General features: G+C 71.4%; 25 protein-coding genes. 12 read left to right on the top strand and 13 right to left on the bottom strand.

Features of this window, described 5'->3' with window-relative positions:
- The first annotated feature begins 16 nt into the window (after window positions 1-16).
- Genes ACSLTV_RS21680 through ACSLTV_RS21670 form a run of 3 tightly spaced genes read left to right on the top strand, consistent with a single transcriptional unit; the run spans window position 17 to window position 2,778 of the window.
- Complete coding sequence (locus tag ACSLTV_RS21680) at window positions 17-1,087, top strand: M4 family metallopeptidase (RefSeq protein WP_432137501.1); 1,071 nt, start codon at window positions 17-19, stop codon at window positions 1,085-1,087.
- Window positions 1,088-1,107: 20 nt separating this feature from the next.
- Window positions 1,108-1,374 carry a protealysin inhibitor emfourin gene (locus ACSLTV_RS21675; protein ID WP_435612679.1) on the top strand — a complete coding sequence of 89 codons (267 nt, stop codon included), beginning with the start codon at window positions 1,108-1,110 and terminating at the stop codon, window positions 1,372-1,374.
- 57 nt (window positions 1,375-1,431) lie between these two features.
- Window positions 1,432-2,778, top strand: a complete 1,347-nt coding sequence (locus ACSLTV_RS21670; RefSeq protein WP_435612678.1) for a GH1 family beta-glucosidase — start codon at window positions 1,432-1,434, stop codon at window positions 2,776-2,778.
- A gap of 447 nt (window positions 2,779-3,225) precedes the next feature.
- Here the strand turns inward: ACSLTV_RS21670 and ACSLTV_RS21665 are convergent, their stop codons facing one another.
- On the bottom strand, window positions 3,226-4,572 hold the full coding sequence (locus ACSLTV_RS21665; RefSeq protein ID WP_432137498.1) for a tetratricopeptide repeat protein: 1,347 nt from the start codon (window positions 4,570-4,572) through the stop codon (window positions 3,226-3,228).
- Window positions 4,573-4,751: 179 nt separating this feature from the next.
- Here ACSLTV_RS21665 and ACSLTV_RS21660 point away from each other — a divergent pair, with 179 nt between their 5' ends.
- From ACSLTV_RS21660 to ACSLTV_RS21635, 6 genes are all read left to right on the top strand, one after another.
- The gene (locus ACSLTV_RS21660) at window positions 4,752-4,943 is read left to right on the top strand and encodes a hypothetical protein (RefSeq protein WP_432137527.1); all 192 of its coding nucleotides are present in this window, start codon (window positions 4,752-4,754) and stop codon (window positions 4,941-4,943) included.
- A 17-nt stretch (window positions 4,944-4,960) separates the two neighbouring features.
- Window positions 4,961-5,209, top strand: coding sequence for a hypothetical protein (locus tag ACSLTV_RS21655; protein WP_432137497.1), 249 nt, complete (start codon window positions 4,961-4,963; stop codon window positions 5,207-5,209).
- A complete protein-coding gene (locus ACSLTV_RS21650; RefSeq protein ID WP_432137496.1) occupies window positions 5,206-5,691 on the top strand; it encodes a hypothetical protein in 486 nt (161 codons plus the stop codon). Before ACSLTV_RS21655 ends, ACSLTV_RS21650 begins: the two co-directional genes overlap by 4 nt.
- 195 nt (window positions 5,692-5,886) lie before the next feature.
- Window positions 5,887-6,120, top strand: a complete 234-nt coding sequence (gene tgmA / locus ACSLTV_RS21645) for a putative ATP-grasp-modified RiPP (protein ID WP_432137495.1) — start codon at window positions 5,887-5,889, stop codon at window positions 6,118-6,120.
- A 1-nt stretch (window position 6,121) separates the two neighbouring features.
- On the top strand, window positions 6,122-7,069 hold the full coding sequence (gene tgmB / locus ACSLTV_RS21640) for an ATP-grasp ribosomal peptide maturase (protein ID WP_432137494.1): 948 nt from the start codon (window positions 6,122-6,124) through the stop codon (window positions 7,067-7,069).
- Window positions 7,066-8,223 (top strand): methyltransferase domain-containing protein, encoded by a 1,158-nt coding sequence (locus ACSLTV_RS21635; RefSeq protein ID WP_432137493.1) that lies wholly within the window; start codon window positions 7,066-7,068, stop codon window positions 8,221-8,223. The genes tgmB and ACSLTV_RS21635 overlap by 4 nt, the downstream gene beginning before the upstream one ends.
- A 308-nt stretch (window positions 8,224-8,531) precedes the next feature.
- Here the strand turns inward: ACSLTV_RS21635 and era are convergent, their stop codons facing one another.
- Window positions 8,532-9,500 carry a GTPase Era gene (gene era / locus ACSLTV_RS21630; RefSeq protein ID WP_432137492.1) on the bottom strand — a complete coding sequence of 323 codons (969 nt, stop codon included), beginning with the start codon at window positions 9,498-9,500 and terminating at the stop codon, window positions 8,532-8,534.
- Window positions 9,501-9,654: 154 nt separating this feature from the next.
- Between era and ACSLTV_RS21625 the strand changes: the two genes are divergently transcribed.
- Together ACSLTV_RS21625 and ACSLTV_RS21620 are read left to right on the top strand one after the other, a co-directional pair.
- Window positions 9,655-10,968: an ammonium transporter gene (locus ACSLTV_RS21625; protein ID WP_432137491.1), complete on the top strand. Its 1,314-nt coding sequence runs from the start codon at window positions 9,655-9,657 to the stop codon at window positions 10,966-10,968.
- Entirely contained in the window at window positions 10,965-11,303 is a 339-nt protein-coding gene (locus ACSLTV_RS21620) for a P-II family nitrogen regulator (protein WP_432137490.1), read from the top strand. The genes ACSLTV_RS21625 and ACSLTV_RS21620 overlap by 4 nt, the downstream gene beginning before the upstream one ends.
- Here ACSLTV_RS21620 and ACSLTV_RS21615 read toward each other — a convergent pair.
- The 5 genes from ACSLTV_RS21615 to ACSLTV_RS21595 all read right to left on the bottom strand — a co-directional run bounded on the left by ACSLTV_RS21615 (window position 11,197) and on the right by ACSLTV_RS21595 (window position 15,794).
- A complete protein-coding gene (locus ACSLTV_RS21615) occupies window positions 11,197-12,222 on the bottom strand; it encodes a WxL protein peptidoglycan domain-containing protein (protein WP_432137489.1) in 1,026 nt (341 codons plus the stop codon). The genes ACSLTV_RS21620 and ACSLTV_RS21615 overlap by 107 nt on opposite strands.
- 89 nt (window positions 12,223-12,311) lie before the next feature.
- Window positions 12,312-13,661, bottom strand: a complete 1,350-nt coding sequence (locus ACSLTV_RS21610) for a beta-xylosidase (protein ID WP_435612677.1) — start codon at window positions 13,659-13,661, stop codon at window positions 12,312-12,314.
- A 185-nt stretch (window positions 13,662-13,846) separates the two neighbouring features.
- Window positions 13,847-14,323: a hypothetical protein gene (locus ACSLTV_RS21605; protein WP_432137487.1), complete on the bottom strand. Its 477-nt coding sequence runs from the start codon at window positions 14,321-14,323 to the stop codon at window positions 13,847-13,849.
- A gap of 195 nt (window positions 14,324-14,518) precedes the next feature.
- Window positions 14,519-14,881 carry a cytidine deaminase gene (locus tag ACSLTV_RS21600; protein ID WP_435612676.1) on the bottom strand — a complete coding sequence of 121 codons (363 nt, stop codon included), beginning with the start codon at window positions 14,879-14,881 and terminating at the stop codon, window positions 14,519-14,521.
- Between the two features lie 37 nt (window positions 14,882-14,918).
- Window positions 14,919-15,794 (bottom strand): helix-turn-helix transcriptional regulator, encoded by an 876-nt coding sequence (locus ACSLTV_RS21595; RefSeq protein ID WP_435612675.1) that lies wholly within the window; start codon window positions 15,792-15,794, stop codon window positions 14,919-14,921.
- Between the two features lie 89 nt (window positions 15,795-15,883).
- On the opposite strand from ACSLTV_RS21595, the gene ACSLTV_RS21590 reads away from it, so the two are divergent.
- On the top strand, window positions 15,884-17,356 hold the full coding sequence (locus ACSLTV_RS21590; RefSeq protein ID WP_435612674.1) for an MFS transporter: 1,473 nt from the start codon (window positions 15,884-15,886) through the stop codon (window positions 17,354-17,356).
- Here ACSLTV_RS21590 and ACSLTV_RS21585 read toward each other — a convergent pair.
- From ACSLTV_RS21585 to ACSLTV_RS21560, 6 genes are all read right to left on the bottom strand, one after another.
- On the bottom strand, window positions 17,318-17,677 hold the full coding sequence (locus ACSLTV_RS21585) for an MmcQ/YjbR family DNA-binding protein (RefSeq protein ID WP_432137483.1): 360 nt from the start codon (window positions 17,675-17,677) through the stop codon (window positions 17,318-17,320). The two genes, ACSLTV_RS21590 and ACSLTV_RS21585, sit on opposite strands and share 39 nt — an antisense overlap.
- Window positions 17,674-18,981: a hemolysin family protein gene (locus tag ACSLTV_RS21580; RefSeq protein WP_432137482.1), complete on the bottom strand. Its 1,308-nt coding sequence runs from the start codon at window positions 18,979-18,981 to the stop codon at window positions 17,674-17,676. The genes ACSLTV_RS21585 and ACSLTV_RS21580 overlap by 4 nt, the downstream gene beginning before the upstream one ends.
- A complete protein-coding gene (ybeY, locus tag ACSLTV_RS21575; protein ID WP_432137481.1) occupies window positions 18,978-19,475 on the bottom strand; it encodes an rRNA maturation RNase YbeY in 498 nt (165 codons plus the stop codon). The genes ACSLTV_RS21580 and ybeY overlap by 4 nt, the downstream gene beginning before the upstream one ends.
- A 15-nt stretch (window positions 19,476-19,490) precedes the next feature.
- Complete coding sequence (locus ACSLTV_RS21570; RefSeq protein WP_432137480.1) at window positions 19,491-20,564, bottom strand: PhoH family protein; 1,074 nt, start codon at window positions 20,562-20,564, stop codon at window positions 19,491-19,493.
- A 133-nt stretch (window positions 20,565-20,697) separates the two neighbouring features.
- A complete protein-coding gene (locus ACSLTV_RS21565) occupies window positions 20,698-21,861 on the bottom strand; it encodes a carbohydrate kinase family protein (protein ID WP_432137479.1) in 1,164 nt (387 codons plus the stop codon).
- A gap of 284 nt (window positions 21,862-22,145) precedes the next feature.
- A complete protein-coding gene (locus ACSLTV_RS21560) occupies window positions 22,146-23,441 on the bottom strand; it encodes a glucarate dehydratase family protein (RefSeq protein WP_435612673.1) in 1,296 nt (431 codons plus the stop codon).
- Between the last annotated feature and the right edge of the window lie 14 nt (window positions 23,442-23,455).

The raw sequence follows: 23,455 nt of genomic DNA, 5'->3' as shown, positions 1-23,455 counted from the left end.
TGCAATGGTGCGAAACATGACGACCAACGGGGGCCGAGAGCCCGTCTTCTGCACCGTCGTACCACCCCACGTCCTCGACAAGCTGGCCCGCAGCGACGACCCCGCCCGCTCCGGACCCGCCCGGCGCACCCTCGCCCGGGACAACGCGCTGCGCGGCCGGCGCCAGGTGACCACCGAGTTCCGGCTCGCGTCCGCGCCCTCCGCGAAGGCGCCGTCGGACCAGCCGCTGCGCACCGTCTACGACGCCGGGCACGGCACCGACCTGCCCGGCGCCCCGGCGCGCCGGGAGGGCGAGGAAGCCGGCCCGGACGCCACCGTCAACCGCGCCTACGCCGGCCTCGGCGCCACCTTCGACCTCTTCCTGCGGGAGTACGGCCGGCACTCCGTCGACGGCGACGGCCTGCCCCTGGACGCCACCGTCCACTACGACCGGGACTACAACAACGCCTTCTGGAACGGCGAGCAGATGGTGTTCGGCGACGGGGACGGCGAGATCTTCCTCGACTTCACCCTGCCCGTCGACGTCATCGGCCACGAACTCACCCACGGCGTCACCCAGTACACGGCCAACCTGACCTACTACGGCCAGTCCGGCGCCCTGAACGAGTCGATGTCCGACGTGTTCGGCTCGCTCATCAAGCAGTACACGCTCGGCCAGACCGCCGCCGAGGCCGACTGGCTGATCGGCGCCGGACTGCTCGCCCCGGCGGTCACCGGGCAGGCCCTGCGCTCCATGAAGGCGCCGGGGACCGCCTACGACGACGACGTCCTCGGCAAGGACCCGCAGCCCGCGACCATGGACGGCTATGTGCGCACCGGCCGCGACAACGGCGGGGTGCACATCAACTCCGGCATCCCCAACCACGCGTTCTACCTCGTGGCGACAGCCATCGGCGGGCACGCCTGGGAGAAGGCGGGCCGCATCTGGTACGACGTGCTCACCGGCGGGGAGCTGCAGGAGCGGGCCCTGTTCGCGGACTTCGCCACGCTGACCGTCCGGGCGGCCCGCGAGCGCTTCGGCGACGGCACCGACGAGTTCCAGGCGGTGGAGAAGGCCTGGGAGCAGGTGGGGGTGCAGATCCTGTGACTCCGTACTAGACAGGACCCATGCGTATCGAAGTGCGGCGCACGGGCGGGTTCGCGGGGATCGAGCGGCACGCGGAGGTGGACACCTGCGGGCGTCCCGACGCGCGCGAGTGGGAGGCCCTGGCCCAGCGGGCGGTGGCCGACGGCCGGGGCAGCCCTCCGGCCGGGGTGCCGGACGGCTTCGCGTACGAGCTCACGGTGGACGGGACGACCGTGTACTGCGCGGACCCCCGGCTCACCGAGGAGCAGCGCGAGCTGATCTCGCGGGTGCTGAAGGAAGGCGCGTAACACGCGGCCGGCGCGGGGGCGTTGACTTCTGTTACCGGCGGTACCGATGATCCGCGCATGGCGACTGACACGACTGGCGCGCGCATCCCGACGCCCGCGATCCCCCCGTTCCCGGCCGGCTTCCTGTGGGGCGTGTCGACGTCCGCCCACCAGATCGAGGGCGCGGCCGACCTGCGCGAGCGGTCCGTGTGGGACGTGTTCACGGACGGCCCGGGACGGGTGAAGGACGGCAGCACGGCGGCCGTGGCCTGCGACCACTACCACCGCTACCGCGAGGACGTGGCGCTCCTCGCCGACCTGGGCGTGGACGCCTACCGGTTCTCCGTCTCCTGGCCCCGGACGCGCTCGGAGGGCGGCGCGGACTTCTACGACCGGCTGGTGGACGAGGTGTGCGCGGCGGGCGTCCGGCCGGTCGTGACGCTCTACCACTGGGATCTGCCGGCCGCCTTCCAGGAGTCGGGCGGCTGGCTGCGCCGCGACACGGCGGCCCGCTTCGCGGAGTACGTGTCGCTCGTCGCCGACCGGCTCGGGGACCGCGTGAGCAAGTGGATCACGCTGAACGAGCCCGCCGAGCACACCCTGCTGGGTCATGCGCTGGGCACTCACGCGCCCGGCGAACGGCTGTTGTTCGACGCGCTGCCGGCCGCCCACCACCAGCTGCTCGCCCACGGCCTCGGCGTCCAGGCGCTGCGCGCGGCCGGCGCCACGGACGTCGGGATCGCCAACTCCCACGGCCCGACCTGGCCGGCGTCGCGGGAGCAGCCGGACGTCGAGGCGGCCGACTTCTACGACCTGCTGCTCAACCGGCTGTTCGCCGACCCGGTACTGCTGGGCCGCTACCCGGACGGCATCGCGGAGCTGATGCCCGGGGAGGTGGAGGCGGACCTGAAGACCATCGCCGAGCCGATCGACTTCTACGGCGTCAACTACTACGCCCCGACACGGGTGGGCGCCCCCCAGGGCACGGAGATCGACTTCGGCGGGGTCCGGATGCCCGCCGAACTCCCCTTCTCCGTGCGGGAGATCGAGGGCGTGCCGGTCACGGACTTCGGCTGGCCGGTGGTCCCCGAGGCCCTCACCGAACTCCTCACCGCCTTCCACGACCGCTACGGCGACCGCCTCCCGCCGATCGTCATCACCGAGAACGGCTGCTCCTACGAGGGCGTCGAGGACCAGGCCCGGATCACCTTCCTCGACGGCCACATCCGCGCCCTGCACCGTGCGATCGACGCGGGCGTCGACGTACGCGGCTACTTCGTCTGGTCCCTCATGGACAACTTCGAGTGGGCCGAGGGCTACGCCCGCCGCTTCGGCCTGGTCCACGTGGACCGAGCGACCCTGGAGCGGACCCCGAAGGCGTCGTACGCGTGGCTGCGGGGGGTGCTGCGCGCTCAGCGGGGGTAGGCCGGGCCTCGCGTCAGGACAGGGTGAGCACGCAGAACTCGTGGCCCTCGGGGTCTCCCAACCTGCCCCCTTTGCGCATCCGTGGTGCGCGTTGTGCAGCAAGCCGGCGACGGTGGCTGACCACTTCCCCGAGTCGCGCCGTTCGCTGGTCGCTCGGGGCGTGTCCGACCCGGACGCGTGGTCTTGGCTCCGTCCGCTGTGCACGTCGTTTCATAACCGTGAGACCGCGAAGCATCAGCCGGGCGGTTGGGCTGCCGAGCGGGTCCGTCCTCGTTCGCCCGAGCCCCCGACCAGGGGGTGGCCCCCTCCCCGAGCCGCAAAAAACGGCAGGGAGGGAAAAGACTCGCATGGCCCATCAGAGCGTTTCTGTGGACTCTCTTTCCGATCGCGGACGTGCAGCCATCGCCCCGTCATGCTTCCCGAACGGGGGGGGTGGCGGGGCTTTTGCTATGCCGGGACCAGCTCGGGACGGACAACCGTACGAGCCCGCTCGTACAGAGCTTGCGCATCATGGTTGCGGATGTGCGGCCGGATCAGGTTGAGCATATCCGTCATGCGCTTGTCGATACGGCCCGAGTTGACTAGGGGGTAATCGTCCAGCGCGAGCCCCCACGTCTGGCACGCGGCCTCAAGGTGGCCCACGGATAGTTGTCGCTCGGCGAGGATCGCCCGTTCTTTGACGCGCGTCCGTCGATAGATGCTGCACCGAAGCCGATCCGATTCCTGCATGGCAGCAACAGCTCCGTGCACGTCGCCCATTTCGAAGCGCACTTGGCTGGTGTGGTAGTTGAGCGATGCGGGGTCGTACGAGCCGAACACCTTCCCGCGAGACTCCGCCTTATCCATGGCCACTTCGGCTTCCTGCAAGTACATGAGTGCGGACCGCCGGTCCCCAATCTGCGCGGCGGCGTGCGCTTGCTGGCCAGAGAGGAAGGCGCGCATCCGCGGACCAGCCTGAGGTGAGGATGCCGCGGCAGCATCGGCGAGCCGCTTTGCCATCGGCCCTTGGCCCAGGTCTACGGCTTGCACGCTCATGCCGCGGAGCGTGGTGCAGTACGTCAAGTGGTCTTCCGACGCTCCCGCAAGCTCTAGCGCTTTGAGGTAGTAGCCCTGTGCGAGACCGTGCAACCCCTCGTCAACAGCCATGTATCCGGTGAGATAGCAGAGATCGGAAGCCGCGGACATCATGGCTTTCCGCACGTCCTCGGGACCGTCCGTCCGCAGGAACGGGGCAACTGTGTTGACGAGGAAGGTTGCGGCGAGCGGACGAGCGGTGCGGCCCCCGAACTGGTCATCCATGGACGAGAGCTGTTCCGTCATGGCGGAAACCGTGTGCACGTCGGACATGCCGATACGGGTTCGCGTGCCTTTTTGAGCAGCCTCAATCCGCCCCACCACGTCTGGCCACTCGGGGACGGTCAGTGCAACGGAGAAGAGAGCGACGCTCAGCACGCTACGGCGGGAAGGGTCCATGTCCAGCCTTCCAAGATCAATGACCCCGTCTACCGTGCCGGATGGTGTCGCCTCCGTCCCGCTGTCAGGGGCCGGGAAGCCAACTTCCGCGTACGTGACGGGTCGCCCAAGCCGTCGGGCGAACGCTTCCAAGATCAGCGACCGGGCATCCTCGCGCGGAACGCTGCCGCTCAACCACTGGTGAACGGAAGGTGCGCGGTACTGCTTCGGGGTGCCGCGCTCGGTTCCAATCCGGTTGATCGCTTGCGCGCATTGCCGCAGCGTCCACCCGGTCTCGCGGAACAGACGCTCTAACGCTGTGTTCGGCTCGCTGGTGCCCACGGACGTTCAACTCCCCATGCACGACTGCGCTAATCGCTTAACGCTCTTAATCCTTGTGCGCTTCCCAACAGTACCGCCGGGGGTGATCACGCGGTTACCTGGAGCGAACAGCCCAGGTCGCGGCGGAAGGGGATGGGCGAGTGAGTGCAGAGTCGGTACCGCCCTCCGTGGGAGTGCTGATGATGGACACGAGCTGTAACCGTGTCGGAGAGTTCTGCGGGGTCGCAGGCCCGTACTGGTCACTACGCCCCATCGGTGGCGGGATCGAGTGGGAGGCCGAGCCCAGACGCGTGCGCCCCGCGGACCCGATGGAGCGTCTGCACGCGGAGACCGCCCGCGTGAACGCCCGGAGCCGGGGTGAACGGCTGTGACCACTACGACCCGTCGCATGTTCGCGTTCGCCGACTGGACGTTGCGCCCGGACCAGGACGACGACGCCCCGCCCACCACCTACGCGTTCCGGTGTCTCACGCTCACCGAGGACGACACCGAGTGTGCCGCGGAGTCTCCCGCGAGCGAGGACCCGACCGAGCCGCAGACGTGGGCGTTCGACCACATGCGCGAGCACCCCGAGCACACCAGCTATGCCGAAGTGATCGAACGCCCGTGGGTCATGTGGCGGGGGTGCCCGGTATGAACGACAGACCGGACCCGGCGGGCTACTGGGCAGAGGTACGCGCGGAAGGCCCGGTGTACGGCACGGGCGAGACCGTGCCGTACGTCTTAGGCACCACGCAGAGCATTTCCCCCGTGCTGGTGCTCCGATGGCTCCGCGGCGAGGCACTGCGCATTGCGGACCGGCTCGACCCCGACCCGCACCGTTCGGCGTGGGTACAGCCGACCATGCGCGCGGCAACCGTCCCCGTCCCGGACTGCCCCGCGGAACTCCGCATGTGGGCTACCGCCCCGGACGAGCAACGCGAGGCACGCGAGCACATCAAGGGCGGGCACCCGCTGTTCGTCAAGGTTCCGGACACGGACTGCACGTACACCCGGTCCGTCTGGCCGGTCCGGCTCCCCGCCGACGAGCCCGACCAGGTGACACCCGAGCCGATAGCCCACCGAATCGGCGGACTGTCGCACCCCCTGTACGTCCTCGCTGCGGACCCGTGGGCGTAGCGCGCTGATACTCCCGCCCTCGCCACATAGGACCCGGACCAGGACAGCACGGAGCCGCGACTCGCTCTGTGGCAGGGGGCGGGGCTCAACCCCGGTCGGCTGTCGTGCGTGACGGTCCGGCAGCCGACCGGTTCTGTAGGAGCACGACGAGCACCACCCACACCGCAAGAACTGGCTACACAGGAGGAACGCAGTATGAACACCGCAGCGGCTACGTCCGTTCCGTTCGGGGTCCGGCACCTGGTCTCGCCGGCTCCGACGAACAGCGAAGAACCGGTCATCACCTACAGCGAGGAGCTTCAGCTCAACGTCTCCGCCGAGGGTAACCCGTGGCACGCGATCACGGCCGAGATGCCCGAGACGCAGACCGAGACCAGCAACGGTGACGGCTCGGCTCCCGGCTCCGACTCCGGAACCGACCTGTACTGACATGCCATCCATCCTCATCCTGACCGGGCGGAACGATCTCACCGCCGATGCAGTGGTTGAGGAGCTGGTGAATCGCGGTGAACAGGTCGTCAGGTTCGATACTGCTGACTTCCCGACCGCTTCCCGTCTAGCCGTCTCCCTCACCGGGAACGGCTGGACGGGGCCTCTCACCGGCTCCCGTACGGTCCGCCTGGAGTCCGTCAAGTCGGTGTGGTGGCGACGCCCCAACGAGTTCCGCACACCGGGCTACTGGCCGGGACACGCTCGCGCCCTCGCGGTCTCGGAAGCGCGCTCCGGGTTGCTCGGCGTGCTCGGTTCCCTGCCCGTGCGGTGGGTCAACCATCCGAGCAAGGATGCTGCCGCGAACTACAAGCCCGTTCAACTGGCGGTTGCCGCTCGCTGCGGGCTGGACGTACCCCGCTCCGTGATCACATCTGACCCCGAGCACGCCCGCACGTTCATGGGGGAGGACGCGGTTGTGTACAAGGGGCTCGGCGGTGGCGTGCTCGGCCCGGAGGGGAAGCGGCAGTTCCTCCCCGTGGCGCTCGTCTCCGCGGACGAGGTGGACGACGGAGTGAGCAGCACCGCCCATCTGTTCCAAGAGCGTGTGGACAAAGCGTACGAAGTGCGCTTGACCGCGATCGGGGAGCGCATGTTCCCCGTGGCCATCCATACGGACAGTGAAGCCGCACGGCTCGACTGGCGGACGGACTACCAGTCCCACCGATACGAAGTGGTGGACATGCCCCCGAAGGTAGAGAAGGGGGTCCGCCAACTCATGGACGAACTCGGCTTGTTCTTCGGCGCGCTGGACTTCGCCGTCACGCCGGACGGACGTTGGGTGTTCTTCGAGGTGAACCCCAACGGTCAATGGCACTGGCTCGCTGTCAGGGCTGGCGTGCCGCTCGTTGAAGCCATGGCCGATGCCCTGCAAGGAGAGCCCGCATGACCGAAGCGCACCCGTGGACCGAAGCCGCCAAAGTGCTTGCCGACCAAGTGACCGCCGACGCCCCCGCGTGGCACGAAGCCGTGAGCAACACCCCCCGTCACCGGCTCGTCCCCCGCTGGTGGCAGCGCATCCCGGACAGCCCGACGCAGGAATGGGCGTTGGTGGACTTCCCCGAGGACTCCGCCGAGCGGCTGCACGCCGCGTACACGGATGAGACGCTGGTTACCCGCGTCGGTCCCACGCACGCCGACCACGCGACCCCCGGTGAACGCGGGAAGGGCGACCCCACGTCGTCCAGCACCCTGCCGGGGCTCATCGTGTCCATGGCGCACCGACTCGACGTGAAGCCCGGCCACAAGGTGTTGGACGTGGGTACGGGCTCCGGGTACTCCGCCGCTCTGTTCGCTCACCGTTTCGGGGACGAGAACGTGACGAGTGCGGACGTGGACCCGTACCTGGTGGAGGCAGCCCGGACCCGCCTCGCCGAGTTCGGACGCACGCCGCGCGTGGAAGCCATCGACGCCACCGGGGAACTTCCCGATGCGGAGTATGACCGCATCATGGCGACTGTCTCCGTACGGCCCGTCCCTCCGTCATGGCTGCGTGCGCTCCGTCCCGGCGGACGGCTGGTCACGACGATTGCCCACACCGCCCTACTCATCACGGCGGACATGGGAACGGACGGCATCGCACGCGGCACGGTCCAGCCCGATCCGGCAACGTTCATGGAGACCCGGCAGGAAGCGGACTACCCGGCCAAGCTGAACAGCGTGTTCGTGTCCGCCCGTGTGAGGGAGGGCGAGGACGTGCGGCCCCCGGACGGTCCGGTTCCCGACCTGTGGCAGGAATGGCCGCTCCGGTGGCTGTACGAGCTGGACACGCCCGGAGTCGAGACCCGAGCGGCCACGTACCCGAACGACGGGCGGCGGGTGGTGTGGTTGCTCGCTGCGGACGGGGCATGGGCGCGTGCCGAGGACGGGCCAACGCCACTGGTCCACCAGGGCGGACCCCGCCGGCTCTGGGATGACCTGGAACGAGTCCGCCGCAAGTGGGAAGAGAACAACCGGTTCCCTCTTCACACGATGCGCGCGGAACTCTCGCCCGCAGGCAGTCACCTGCTGTCTCCGGACGACACATGGCGATTCCCGATCTGACCACGCCAGACCCTGACCCCGGCAACGCGGACCCGCCCTGACAGTCCGCGTTCCGGTCCCTGGCACCCGATCCGACACCGCTACCCCTCCGGGCTCGTCCGCTGTGAACGTGCGCAGACGCGTTGGGGTCGGTCAGGCATGCCCAGGGAACGTCGCCCTGACCGACACGGGGTGGACACCGTCCGGCACGGTCTTCGCGACGGCGACCGGACCCGGCCGACCGCCGGGTGCTGACGGCCTTGATCTTGACCATCACGGGTCGCGGTGGCATGCCGGCGCTCCCCTGTGCCCACCGGCGGCGGGGACGGTCAGAAGCCCAGCTTGCGGAGTTGCTTGGGGTCGCGTTGCCAGTCCTTGGCGACCTTGACGTGGAGGTCGAGGAACACCGGCGTGCCCAGCAGGGCCTCGATCTGGCGGCGGGACTTGATGCCGACCTCCTTGAGGCGCTTGCCCTTGGGGCCGATGACGATGCCCTTCTGGCTGGAGCGTTCGATGTAGACGAAGGCGTGGATGTCGAGGAGGGGCTTGTCGGCCGGGCGGTCCTCGCGGGGCAGCATCTCCTCGACGACGACCGCGATGGAGTGCGGCAGCTCGTCGCGGACGCCCTCCAGCGCGGCTTCGCGGATCAGCTCCGCGATCATGACCTGCTCGGGCTCGTCGGTCAGGTCGCCCTCGGGGTAGAGGGCGGGGCCCTCCGGCAGGAGCGGGACGAGCAGGTCTGCCAGCAGGTCCACCTGTTTGTCCTGGACCGCCGACACCGGCACGATCTCCGCCCACTCGAAGCCGAGCTCCTTTCCGAGCTGGTCGATCGCGATCAACTGCTCGGCCAGGGTCTTGGAGTCGACGAGGTCCGTCTTGGTGACGACGGCGACCTTCGGGGTCCTCTTGATCCCCGCGAGCTCCTTGGCGATGAAGCGGTCGCCGGGGCCGATCTTCTCGTTCGCCGGCAGGCAGAAGCCGATCACGTCGACCTCGGCCCAGGTGGTGCGTACGACGTCGTTGAGCCGCTGGCCCAGCAGCGTCCGCGGCTTGTGCAGCCCCGGGGTGTCGACGAGGATCAGCTGGGCGTCCTCCCGGTGCACGATCCCCCGCACCGTGTGCCGCGTCGTCTGCGGCTGGTTCGCGGTGATCGCGACCTTCTTGCCGACGAGAGCGTTCGTGAGGGTGGACTTGCCCGCGTTGGGGCGGCCCACGAAGCAGGCGAAGCCGGCGCGATGGGGTGCCCCCGAGGATTCCGACGGCTTGGATGACTGGCTGCGAACGCTCATGGCCCCCATTCTCCCTGATCCACGGAGCCCCGCCGCACCGCCCGTCCCCCCGTGAGCTTCCGGAAACCCGCCCGCAACGAAACGTCTCGGAAACACACCCGTACGCGAGCGGAAACGCGCGCCGGTGACCCTCTGACGAGCCCCCGCACCGTTGGAGACGACCGTGACCCTCGCCGCCGCAAGCGTCGACACCGGCGACACCGCCTGGCTGCTCGCCGCCACCGCCCTCGTGCTGCTGATGACCCCGGGACTGGCTCTCTTCTACGGCGGCATGGTCCGCGCGAAGAGCGTCCTGAACATGCTGATGATGAGCTTCGTGTCGATCGCGCTCGTCACCGTGGTCTGGCTGGTCTGCGGCTACTCGCTCGCCTTCGGCGACGACATCGGCGGCGGTCTCCTCGGCGGCCTGGACCTCGCCGGGATGTCCGGCGTCGGACCGGACAGCGTGCAGGGCACGGTGCCGACCCTGCTCTTCGCCACCTTCCAGCTGACCTTCGCGATCATCACGGCGGCACTGATCAGCGGCGCGATCGCCGACCGCGCCAAGTTCGGCGCGTGGCTGGTCTTCGTACCGGTGTGGACGCTGCTGGTATACGTTCCGGTGGCGCACTGGACGTGGGGGCCGGGTGGCTGGATCCTCACCCGCCTCGGCGCCCTGGACTTCGCGGGCGGCCTGCCCGTGGAGATCACCTCGGGTGCCTCGGGTCTCGCGGTGGCGCTGGTGCTGGGCCCGCGGCTGGGGTTCAAGAAGGACGCCATGCGGCCGCACAACCTGCCGATGGTGGTGCTGGGCGCGGGCCTGCTGTGGTTCGGCTGGTTCGGCTTCAACGCCGGTTCGGCCCTGGGCGCCAACGGCCTGGCCGCCGCCGCCCTCCTCAACACCCTCGCCGCCGGCTGCACCGGCCTGCTGGGCTGGCTGTTCGTGGAGCAGAAGCGGGACGGCCACCCGACCACCCTGGGCGCCGCGTCCGGCGCGGTGGCCGGTCTGGTCGCGATCACCCCGTCCTGCGGTTCGGTCTCCCTGCTCGGCGCCCTCGTCGTCGGCCTCACCGCCGGAGTCGTGTGCAGCTACGCGGTGAGCTGGAAGTTCAAGCTGAACTACGACGACTCCCTGGACGTCGTCGGCGTCCACTTCGTCGGCGGGGTCATCGGCACCCTGCTGATCGGCCTGTTCGCCGAGCGGGCCATGACCGGCGGCGCCGAGGGCCTGTTCTACGGCGGCGGGCTCGCCCAGCTCGGCAAGCAGGCGGTCGCCGTGCTCGCCGTGGCGGCGTACGTCTTCGCCGTGACGTACGGCATCGCCAAGCTGATCGACAAGGTGATGGGCTTCCGGGCGAGCGAGGAGGAGGAGCACACCGGCCTCGACCTTACGGTGCACGCCGAGACGGCATACGATCACGGCGTCCTCGGCCACGGTGCCCCGGTCACCGCCCACTCCGTCGTCCCCAGCGCCCAGAAGGTCAAGAGCCAGACATGAAGCTCATCACCGCCATCGTCAAGCCGTACCGCCTCGACGAGGTCAAGACCGCCCTGCAGGAGCTGGGTGTGCAGGGCCTGACCGTGACCGAGGCCAGCGGGTACGGCAGGCAGCGCGGCCACACCGAGGTGTACCGCGGCGCCGAGTACCAGGTGGACCTGGTACCGAAGGTCCGCATCGAGGTCGTCGTGGAGGACGCCGACGCGGAGCCCGTGATCGACGCGGTCGTCAGGGCCGCGCAGACGGGGAAGATCGGGGACGGGAAGGTGTGGGCCGTGCCGGTGGAGACGGTCGTGCGGGTACGGACCGGCGAGCGCGGGCCCGACGCGCTCTGACCCCCAGCGCCCCGGCCGCGCCGGCGAGCGCCAGGACGACCGCCGCCACGAGCCACGGCACCGCGAGGAACGAGGCGCCGGCCCGCTCGCGGGTGTCCCGCGCGGCGGCCGTCACGGTGACCCGGCCCCGGTCCAGCTGGGGCGCGCCTCGCCACACCTCGCTGAGCTCGACCTTCTGCCCCGGCAGCAGCTCGGCGGGGACCTTTGTCAGGTCGCGGTCGAGGAGGGTGCGGCCGAACAGTCCGCGCGCCGTCAGCCGCACCCGGGGCGCGAGGGTGACGTTGCCGGTGTTGCGCAGGACGTAGTGGACGGTCGCCGTGCTGCCGCCGAGGCCGGGCACCAGCGGCCGGTGCTGGACGATCCGTACGTCCTCGACGGTGAGCGCGGGCAGGGCGGGGCCGCTGACCTGGAGGTACACCCGGGCGCCGACGGCCCGCCGGACGCCGAGGGCGACACCGCCCGCGGCGGCCTTCTCCGTCCGTTCGTCGAGGGCGACGATCGCCCCGGGGTGGTCGCCGGGCTCGGCGTCCTCGGGCACCCGGAGGGTGAACGGCACGGTGACGGAGGCGTGCCCGGGGACGGTGATCCGGTCCTTCGCGGGCCGTGCCCAGGCTCCGACGGCCCGCATGGGCTCCTCCGCGCCGCGCACGGCGAAGCCGCCGTCGCGGGGGGTGTTGTAGGCGTCGGCGGCGTACAGCCGGAAGGTCAGCGGGCCGGCAGTCCTGTTGGTGACGACCACTTCGTCCCGGACGGTCTGGCCGGGGTCGGCGGCGATCTGGAAGTAGGGCCGCGCGGCGACGGCCGAGGAGACGGGCCGCACGGACCAGCTGCCGTTGTCGGCGGCGCGGGCGGTGCCGGGGGCGGCGAGGAACAGTGCCGGGAGGAGCAGGCTCAGGAGGAGGCGGTGCGGCGTACGCATGGGTGCGGACCCCCCAGGGGCGTCGGGCAGGTCGGGCGGGTGCGGCCCCGGGTTGCACGGCGGGGCGCCCGGCCTTGGTCGACTGGGTGTCAGGTGAGGGTGAGGGTCAGGACGCCGGCGTAGCCGCCCGGGGGCGTGAAGGCCGGTACGTCGAGGGAGAGCCGGGCGTCGGCGGTGAACTCACCGCCGGTGAGCGCGGCGTCGGCGGCGGACGCCAGGGTGGCTCCCGCGCTGCCCACGGTGCCCGCGGAGCCGGCCCGGCAGGTGCTGGGGCTGCCCGCCTCGGTGGCGCAGGCGGGTGTCCAGCTCAGGTTCCCGGCGGGGACGGTGGCGCCGGGTCCGGTGAAGTCGGTGACCTTGCCGGTCAGGGACCAGCCCGCGGGACCGCCGCGGAAGTCCTTGACGGTCACGCTCCGCAGCGCGCCGGTGGCGGCACCGCCCTCACCGAAGTCGACGGCGGTCAGGGCGACGGAGTCCCCGGCCTGGGACATGGACAGCGTCCCCGCCTTCACGGTGGCCGTCAGCTTCTGGCTGTTCGCGGGCACGGGAGTGTCGTCGACGACGACGTACGCGACGGGCCCGGCGCCCTTGTCCGCGGACCACGCGCCGCCCTCGTAGGCCACGACACCGGTGGTGGTGAGGTCGTTGACGACGAGCGAGCCGCTGAAGGCTCCCTGGGCGTCGGCGGTCACGGTCGCGGTGTCCGCGGTCTGGGCGGACCCGGACCGGCCGGCGAGGGTGACGGCGGCACCCGGCGTGAAGTGGCTGCCGGTGACGACGACGCTCGCCCCCGGGCTGCCGGAGGCCGAGCCGAGGGAGATGGCCCGGGTGTTGGCGGGCGGGTCGTCGGCCGCCGTGACGGTCTCCGACACCGGGGCGGGCGGGTCGGTCACCGTGCAGGGCGTGTCCAGTTCCAGGATGTAGCTGGTGTGGATGTTGTAGTCGCCGGGCGACAGAGTGATCGCGCCGGGCGCGGTGACGGTGAAGGTGCCGGTCATCGAGAAGGACGGGAAGGCGCCCCGGCCGGGCACCGGCGGGTTCTTCCTCGGTCCGGTGACGGTGACGGCGCCGGTCTGCGCGCCACCCAGGGCGACCTTGCCGGTCGGGGTCATGATGTCGGCGGGCAGCGCCAGGTCGGTGGGGTTGCTGGCGGCGGGCGAGACCACGGTGTAGGTCACACCGACGGTGTCGCCGACCTTGGGGCTGGCGTTGTCCACCTCGATCTTCGCGGTGGTGGTGCCGTCGATCGGCGGGAGTCCCGCGACGGGCGGCGGGATGCAGTGCGTCGGGAAGTCGACGTTCACGGAGGCGTTCGCGGAGGCGTTCGCGGCGGCACCGGCCGGGGTCGCCAGCGCTCCGCCCGCGGTGACCGCGAGCGCGGCCGCCCCGAGCAGCGCCGCACAGCGCCGTCGACGGGATCTTCGGGTTGTCGGACCCATGGTCTCCCCTCCTGAGGGATGCGGGCGCAGCGGCTCTTCTGCGCCGACGGGGGTCATTGACGTGGAGGGGAGGTGAGAAGTCAATGGAACTGCCGCCTAAAACTGATGAACCGTCAAATGACGTGCCATCAGCCTTCGGCGGCAGGGCGCGGATCCGGGAGCTGTTCGGCCGAGGGTGCGGGCGCTCAGTCGAAGACGAACGGTCCGGGCGCCTGCGGCCCGGTCGCCGTACAGGTGATGGTGATGCCGAAGACGACCATCTTCAGCGACCCGCCGTACGCCTCCAGGCTGTCCCCGGAGGCCACGGTGCCGGGCAGCGGCCCGACGGTGACCGGGTCGCCGGCCGCCATGGCCGGGTTCTCGGTGCCGGCGAAGACGGCGGTGGTGCCGTCCGGCCGGACCAGGGTGAGGGTGGAGTGGATGCTGTCCGCGCCGAGCGCCAGCGGCACCGTGATCGCGGTCGAGCTGAGGGTGAGGGTGGCGTCGGTGCCGTCCTGGGTGGCCGTGAGGGTGGCCTCGCCGCCGCCGAAGATGCCGCAGCTCGCGGTGATCGTCGCCGTGTCGGGGGCGACGGCCGCGGCCGTGGGCGCGAGGGCGAGGCCGGTGACCGCGAGGGCCCCGGCCAGCAGTGCCGCACCTGTTCCTGTTCGCTTGCCTGTCATGGGTTCCGGCTCCCTTCCCGGATTCCGTGCGCGACGACGGACCCCGGCCCGTGAGGGGTGGGTGCGGTCACCTGGCCCCGGGCCGGATCTGACGGTCCGTCGGGAATCAACCATTCCATTGATGCGCGGGGCAGCGGACCCGACAAGGTTGAATTCCGGCCTACTCCGCGGGGCCGGCCTGCCCCCGGCGCCGGCCTACTCCGCGCCCCCGGCCTGCACGGTCAGCCGTACCGTCCCGTCGGGCCCCGCCAGCAGCACCGGCGTCTCCGGGCCGCCGAGATCGCCCACCGCGGCCCGGTCCTCGGGCGCCACCCCCTCGGACTCGCTGACCACCGCCGCCGCCTCCAGCGACTTCGCCCCCGACGCCACCGCCATCGCCACCGCCGTCCGCAGCGCGCTCAGCCTCAGCGACGCCAGGTGCACCGAGCCGGCGACATACGTGCGGCCGGTGTCGTCCCGTACCGCCGCCCCCTCGGGCACCCCGTTGCGGGCCCGGGCCGAACGGGCCAGGGTGACGATCTTCCGGTCCTCGGGGTCAAGCGCGTTGCTGTCGGTCATGCCCCGAGCATACGGAGCCCCGCCGCCGGCCACCCGCTCACCCCGCCACCTGGTACATCGCCCCGCGCCGGCCCTCCGGCGTGGCCAGCCACTCCAGCTTGGCCGCGGTGTTCGCCTCGTCCAGCGGGGTGTGCAGCACGATCGTCAGGTCCGGCCGGGCCGGCACCCGCAGTGCCGTGGACTCCACGACCAGCAGCCCGACCAGCGGATGGTCCAGCTCCTTGCGGATCTGCCCGGCGTCCTCGATGTCCCGCGCCTCCCACATCGCCGCGAACTCCGGGCTCTTCGACCGCAGTTCGGCCACCAGAGCCCGGTAGCCCCCGTCGTCGGGACGCGCCCCGGCCACCGCCCGGAACTGGGCGACCACCGTCCGGGCGTTCCGCTCCCAGCTGTGCGAACGGGAGCGGTACATCGGGTCGGTGAAGAAGTCGACCAGGCAGTTCTGGGTGATCTCGGGCCGCATGCCGAGGACCGCCCCGGCCGCTTCGTTGTACATCACGCAGTGGTAGTACGCGTCCATGATGTGCGCCGGATACGGCATCCACGTGTCGATCAGCCGGCGCAGCCCCTCGCAGCGGGCCTGCCGCTGCTCGGGCGCCACCTCCGGCACCGGCGGGTTCAGCCCGGCCAGCACGTACAGATGGCGCCGCTCGGCGTTGCTCAGCCGCAGCACGCGGGCCACCGCGTCCAGCACCTGCGGCGAGACGGAGATGTCCCGGCCCTGCTCCAGCCACTGGTACCAGGACGCGCCCACCCCGGCGAGCACCGCGACCTCCTCGCGCCGCAGCCCCGGCGTACGCCGCCGGCCCGCGCCGTCGGGCAGCCCGGCCTCGGCCGGCGTCACCCGGGCCCGCCGGCTCCTGAGGAACTCGCGCAGCTCACTGCGCCGTCCGGTCGTCAGCGCGTCCGCCACGTGTCGCTCCCCCTCGCGTGTCTGGTGGTGCCACCACCACCATAAGTTCCGACTCCCCTGGATTGTTCCGGCCGCCGCAGGCTTCCCGCATGGCGATCGACACCCGACCCACCGACCCCCGACACCCCGACTCCTCCTCCCCGTTGTCCCCCTCGTCCGACACCCCCCGGCTGTCGACGCGCGACAGGCTCGTCCTGTTCGTCCTGTGCGCGGCCCAGTTCATGGTCGCGCTGGACTTCTCCGTCCTGACCGTGGCACTGCCCGCCCTCGGCACCGACCTCGGCATGTCCACCTCGGCGCTGCAGTGGGCGGTCACCGCGTTCGCGCTGCCCTCCGGCGGCTTCCTGCTGCTCTTCGGCCGCATCGGCGACCTGTTCGGCCGCCGCCGGCTCTTCCTCACCGGGCTGGCGCTGTTCGGCGCGGCCTCCCTGCTGGCCACCCTCGCCTGGGACCCGGCGTCCTTCCTGACCGGACGAGCCCTGCAGGGACTCGGCGCGGCGGCGATCGTGCCGACCGGAATGTCCCTGCTGACCACGACGTTCGCCGAGGGCCCCGCCCGGGACCGCGCGCTCGGCATCTCCGGCACACTGCTCTCCCTGGGCTTCACCATCGGCATGATCGCGGGCGGCGTCCTGACCGACGCGCTCGGGTGGCGCTCCACCATGGGCCTGCTGACCCTGTGCACCGTGCTCGTCCTGCCGCTCGCGCCCGGCCTGCTGCCGGAGTCCCGCACCCCGGAGCGGCCCCGCCTGGACGTACCCGGCGCGGTCACCGTCACCGGCGGACTGCTCTCCCTGATCTACGCCCTGTCGACGGCCGCCGACCACGGCTTCGCCCGCCCCGACGTGATCGTCACGCTGATCGCCGGCCTCGCCCTGCTGACCGCGTTCGCCGTCGTGGAGTCCCGCAGCGCGGCCCCGCTGGTCTCCCTGCCGATGCTGCGCCGCCGCACGGTGGCGTGGGGCAACCTGGGCGGCCTGGTCACCTTCTCCATGATGTCCACGGTGGTCTTCGTCCTCACCCTGTACCTGCAGGAGGTCCTCGACCTGTCCGCGTTCCGGACCGGTCTCGTCTTCGGTGTGCAGGGCCTGCTCTCGGCGGTCGCCGGCACCTTCGCCCCGAAGGTCATCGGCCGCCTCGGCGCCCGCCGCACCCTGGTCGCCTCCCTGACCGGCCAGGGCCTGCTGATCGCCACCCTGCTGGGCCTTGACGAGGGCGGCCGGTCGGTGTGGCTGGCCACCGCCGCCGTCGCGCTGGCCAGCATGTGCCACCTCGGTGCGATCATCTCCTACGGGCTGACCGTGACCTCCGGCGTCCCGGACGAGGAGCAGGGCCTGGCCACCGGCCTGGTCACCTCCACCCAGCAGGTCGGCATCACCGTCGGCATCCCGCTGCTCGGCGTGCTCGCGACCACGTCCGACAGCCTGCTGGCGGGCGTGCACCTGGTGCTGGCGCTGGACGCGGCGATCGTCCTGGCGGCGGCGGTCCTGGTGGGCCTCGGCCTGCGCACCCGCCGCACGGCCTCAGGAGCGGTCGAGACGGAGCCGCTCGGCTCGCGGTAGACCGGCCACGACCAGGTCGTACGAGTCCTCCACGAGCTCCCGGACCAGCCGGTCCGGGAGCTCGCCGTCGGCCACGACGGTGTTCCAGTGCCGCTTGTTCATGTGGTAGCCGGGGGTGATCAGCCCCTCGTGCTCACCGCGCAGCCGGACCGCGTCCTCCGGGTCGCACTTGAGGTTGACCGTCAGGGGCCGCGCGTCCAGCCGGCTCAGCGCGAACATCTTGCCCAGGACCTTGAAGACCGAGGCCTCCGGGCTGAACGGGAAATCCTCCACCGCCTCGTTGAAGGACAGACACAGGGCGCGCAACTCCTGAGGGGTCATTCCGGACCGGACTCCTTCCCCGGGGCCACCACCGGCTCGGCCGGCTCCACCAGCACCGTCACGATCTTGTTCCGGCGGCCGGCCGCCGCCTCGGCGGTCAGCCGCAGCGCCCGCCCGTCCGGCAGCTCCACCAGCGAGGACGCCCCGGCGATGGGCACCCGGCCGAGCGCCTTGGCGAGGAGGCCGCCGACGGTCTCCACGTCCTCGTCGTCGTACTCCTCCAGCCCGTACAGCTCACCCAGGTCGGTGATGTCGAGGCGGGCGGTGACCCGGAACCGGTCCTCGCCCAGCTCCTCCACCGGCGGCAGCTCACGGTCGTACTCGTCGGTGATCTCGCCGACGATCTCCTCCAGGATGTCCTCGATGGTGACGATCCCGGCGGTGCCGCCGTACTCGTCGATCACGACGGCGACGTGGTTGCGCTCCTGCTGCATCTCGCGCAGCAGGTCGCCCGCGTTCTTGGTGTCGGGCACGAACGTCGCCGGCCGCATCGCCGTCGACACCAGCTCGCTCTCCGCGTCCCGGCTGATGTGCGTCTTGCGGGCCAGGTCCTTCAGGTAGACGATCCCGACGACGTCGTCCTCGCTCTCCCCGGTCACCGGGATCCGCGAGAAACCCGAGCGCAGTGCCAGGGTGAGCGCCTGCCGGATCGTCTTGTAGCGCTCGATGACCACGAGGTCGGTGCGCGGCACCATGACCTCCCGCACCAGGGTGTCGCCCAGCTCGAACACCGAGTGCACCATGCGGCGCTCCTCGTCCTCGATCAGCGACTCGGCCTCCGCCAGGTCGACCATCGCCCGCAGCTCCGCCTCCGAGGCGAACGGACCGCGCCGGAAGCCCCGGCCCGGGGTGAGCGCGTTGCCGATGAGGATCAGCAGCGACGGGATGGGGCCCATCACCCGGGCCAGCGGCAGCAGGACGTACGCCGCCGCCGTGGCCGTGTTCAGCGGGTGCTGGCGGCCGATGGTGCGCGGGGACACCCCGACGGCGACGTACGACACCAGCACCATCACGCCGATCGCGGCGAGCAGGGCCTGCCAGGTGCCGTCGATGTCCTCCAGGCACATGTAGGTGACGAGCGAGGCCGCCGCCATCTCGCAGGCCACGCGCACCAGCAGGGCCACGTTGAGATAGCGGGTCGGGTCGGCGGCGACCTGGGCGAGCCGGGCGCTGCCGCGCCGCCCCGTCCGCACGGCCTCGGCGGCCCGGAAGCTGGACACCCGGGCGATGCCGGCCTCCGCGCACGCGGCGAGCCACGCGACGACGACCAGGGCGGTCGCGCCGAGCACGAGTTGCGGGGTCATGACACAGTGGGCGCCGGGGACGGGCCGGTCAGGCCCCTCTCCGCCCGCCAGCCGTCCACGATGGCCGCCTGCAGACCGAACATCTCGGCCTTCTCGTCGGGCTCCTCGTGGTCGTACCCCAGCAGGTGCAGCACGCCGTGGACGGTGAGCAGTTGCAGCTCCTCGTCCATGGAGTGCCGGGTCGGCGCGTCCTCGCCCTGCTTGGCGGCCACCTCCGGGCAGAGCACGATGTCACCGAGGAGGCCCTGCGGGGGCTCGTCGTCGTCCTTGGACGGCGGGCGCAGCTCGTCCATCGGGAAGGACATGACGTCCGTGGGCCCCGGCAGGTCCATCCACTGGATGTGCAGCTGCTCCATGGCGTCGGCGTCCACCACGATCACCGAGAGTTCGGACAGCGGGTGGATGCGCATCCGTGCGAGCGCGTAGCGGGCGATGTCGAGGATCGCCTGCTCGTCGACCTCGGTGCCGGACTCGTTGTTGACGTCGATCGACATGGTCGTGCGTGCTCTCTACTTCCCCTTGTGCCCGGCCCTGCCGCCCCGGCCGCCCTGGTGGGTGCCGTTCTGAGTGCCGTGCTTGTCGTCGTACTTCTCGTACGCGTCGACGATACGGCCCACCAGCTTGTGCCGTACGACGTCGTGCGACGAGAGCCGGGAGAAGTGGACGTCGTCCAGGCCCTCCAGGATCTCCTGCACCTGCCGCAGACCGCTCTTGGTGCCGCCGGGCAGGTCGACCTGGGTCACGTCACCGGTGATCACGATCTTCGAGTCGAAGCCGAGCCGGGTGAGGAACATCTTCATCTGCTCGGGCGAGGTGTTCTGCGCCTCGTCGAGGATGATGAAGGCGTCATTCAAGGTACGGCCCCGCATATATGCCAGCGGCGCCACCTCGATCGTGCCCGCCGCCATCAGCCGGGGGATCGAGTCCGGGTCGATCATGTCGTGCAGGGCGTCGTACAGGGGGCGCAGGTACGGGTCGATCTTCTCGTACAGCGTGCCGGGCAGGAAGCCGAGGCGTTCGCCGGCCTCGACCGCCGGGCGGGTGAGGATGATGCGGTTGACCTGCTTGGACTGCAGGGCCTGGACGGCCTTGGCCATGGCCAGGTAGGTCTTGCCGGTGCCGGCGGGGCCGATGCCGAAGACGATGGTGTGCTTGTCGATGGCGTCGACGTAGCGCTTCTGGTTGAGCGTCTTCGGGCGGATGGTGCGGCCCCGCGAGGACAGGATGTTCTGCGTCAGTACCTCGGCCGGGGTCTCCTGGCCGTCGCTCGTCCCTGCCTCGCTCGCCTTCAGCATGGCGATCGAGCGTTCCACTGCGTCCTCCGTCATCGGCTGCCCGGTGCGGAGCACGAGCATCATCTCGTCGAACACGCGCTGGATCAGGGCGACTTCCGCCGGGTCGCCGACCGCGCTGATCTCATTGCCCCGGACGTGGATGTCGGCCGCCGGGAAGGCCTTCTCGATCACGCGCAGGAGGGAGTCGCCGGATCCCAGCACGGTCACCATGGGGTGCTGGGCGGGAACGGTGATCTGGGCTCTCGCCGGTTCCTGCGCGGGGGTCTGAGCTGTGGGTGTCTGAGTCATAGGCCGGCCCCAAGGGCCTCTACGTCCTCCCGGATGCGTCTCGCCTGCCACGAGGGCGGCCTGGCGACTTCCAGAGTACGTCAGGGCGCCGACAGGACCGTAGGGCTTTTCCGACCGCACGCCGCCCCGGCCCTCACGCCGACCTGCGGAACCCGATGGTCGGCACCGCCCGCCGCAGTGGCCAGGGGCGGGCCTGTGCGCGGGCCGGGAGCAGGGCGTCCAGGAAGGCGTAGCGGTGCAGGGCCTGCGGGTCCTGGCCCTCGACCGACTGGACCCTGCGCCACCAGGCGGCGATCTCCGACCAGCCGGGGGCGGAGAGCGAGCCGCCGAACTCCTGGACGGACAGGGCCGCCGTCAGCCCGGCGAAGGCCAGCCGGTCGGCGAGCGGCCAGCCGGCCAGGGTGCCGGTGACGAAGCCGGCGACGAAGACGTCCCCGGCGCCGGTCGGGTCCAGCGCCTCCACGGCGATGGCGGGTACCTCGGCACTCTCGCCGGTGCGCCGGTCCACGGCGTAGGCGCCCTCCGCGCCGAGGGTGACGACGGCGAGCGGTACGTGGTCGGTGAGGGCGTGGGCGGCGCGGCGCGGGCAGTCGGTGCGGGTGTAGCGCATGGCCTCCTCGGCGTTCGGCAGGAACGCCTCGCAGTGCTTGAGGTCGGGCAGCGCGGCCAGGTCCCAGGCGCCGGTGTCGTCCCAGCCGACGTCGCCGAAGATCCTGGTGCCCTTGGCGGCGGCCTGCCCGATCCAGGGCGCGCCGGTGCCGGGGGCGAGGGAGGCGACGGCGGCGCGGGCGGCGGGCGGGCAGTCGGGGGCGGGTTCCTCGGGGGGCGGCTCGTGGCCGTGGGAGACCATGGTGCGCTCGCCCTCGTAGGCCATCGACACGGTCACCGGCGAGTGCCAGCCGGGCACGGTGCGGGACGGGGAGAGGTCGATGCCCTCGCCCTGTTCGAGCGCGTCCCAGCAGTAGTCGCCGTAGTGGTCGTCGCCGAAGGCGGCGGCGAGGCAGGTGCGCAGGCCGAGGCGGGCGAGTGCGCTGGCCATGTTGGCGACGCCGCCGGGGCTGGAGCCCATGCCGCGTGCCCAGGACTCGGTGCCGCGCACGGGGGCCGAGTCCAGGCCGGTGAAGATGATGTCCAGGAAGACGGTGCCGGTGAGGTACACGTCCCAGGGCGGGTCGTCGGGTCCGCGCAGGGCGGCCAGGGGGTCGAGCGGGGCGGGGTCCCGGGTCGGTCGCTGCTCTCCGGTGGACGGCGCGGGTGTCTCTCCGGTGGACGCGACGGGCGCGGTGGACGCGGTCACGGCGGTGCTCCCTGAGGTGGTGCTGACCCGGCCAGTGTGCACCAGATCACGACCGTCCCGGGCGACTCTCGCCTTCACCGCAGCTCGTGAGGGGTGCGCGGCTCACGCCGCGCGCCCCGGCGGGCGGGGGGTGTCAGACGCGGTCGGGCGGGCGGTGCGGGCCGTCCGGGAGTCCACCCGGCCGGGGTCGCCGGGGCGGACCACGCCGCCCTGTCCGACGGCGCTCATGACGCCGGCTGGTCCGCCCGCGACGCGGTGATCCGCTCGTCGGTCCGGTCCAGCGCCTACCAGCGCGGCATGACCGGCGTCACCCAGCCCGGTTCGGCCACCCGCATCGCGGCCGCGTCGTCCCGGTCGCGCAGCGCCCCGTCGTCGGCCAGCCAGCGCCGGTGCAGAAGGTCCAGCCGGTCGCGGTCGAGTTCGACACCGAGGCCGGGCCGGTCGGAGACGGCCACCCGGCCGTCCTGGAAGGCGAGGCGCTCGGTGAGGACGTCCTCGGACTGCCAGGGGTAGTGGGAGTCGCAGGCGTGGTGCAGGTGCGGCACGGTGGACGCCACGTGGGTCATGGCGGCGAGCGAGATCCCGAGGTGGGTGTTGGAGTGCATGGACACTCCGACTCCGAAGGTCCGGCAGATCGCGGCGAGTTGCCGGGTGTTGGACAGACCGCCCCAGTAGTGGTGGTCGGAGAGGACGACCTGTACGGCCCCGCGGGTGAAGGCCTCCGGGATCTCCGCGAACGTGGTCACGCACATGTTGGTGGCCAGCGGCACGTGGGTCCGGGCGGCGACCTCCGCCATGGCCGGGGTGCCGAGCGTGGGGTCCTCCAGGTATTCGAGGACGTCGGCGAGTTCCCCGGCGACCCGCAGCGAGGTCTCCACCGACCAGGCGCCGTTGGGGTCCAGGCGCAGGGGGTGGCCGGGGAACGCCTCGGCCAGCGCCCGTACGGCGGCGATCTCCTCGGCGGGCGGGAAGACGCCGCCCTTGAGCTTGAACGACGTGAAGCCGTACACCTCCTTGAACCGGCGGGCCAGCGCGACGATGCCGGCGGGGTCGAGGGCGGCGCCCCAGTCGTCCGTCTCGGCGGTGACGCCCTCGGGGTGGGCGGCCCACTTGTAGAACAGGTAGGCGCTGTACTCGACGGTGTCGCGCACCTTGCCGCCGAGCAGCGCGTGCACGGGGCGGCCGAGCGCCTTGCCGAGGGCGTCGAGGCAGGCGACCTCGAAGGCGGATGCGACGGACAGCCGCAGTTTGTCGGCGGTCTGGACGCCGCGCAGTCCGCCGACGTCGACGGCGTCGGCCACCCGTGAGGAGTCGACGGCGACCTCGTCGGCGAGCAGGAGCAGGCTGTTCAGCTCGTCGACCCGGCGTCCGACGGCCTTCTCGGCGAACGGCCGGGCCAGTTCCAGGTACTTGGTGTCCCCGTAGGTCTCCCCGAGGCCGGTGGTGCCGTCGGCGGTGACCACCTCCACGATCAGCCGGGGGGTGTACGGCTGGTGCACGCCCTGGGTGTTCAGCAGGGGCGGGTCGGCGACGAGGATCGGCGTCAACCGCACTTCGCTGATGGTCAGGTCACGGGTCATGCCGTCTCCCCATA

The sequence above is a fragment of the Streptomyces sp. bgisy159 genome (assembly GCF_965341775.1).
Classification (GTDB): domain Bacteria; phylum Actinomycetota; class Actinomycetes; order Streptomycetales; family Streptomycetaceae; genus Streptomyces.
Note: the sequence above shows the minus strand (reverse complement) of the source record. Positions and strands in the feature narration are given on the sequence as shown.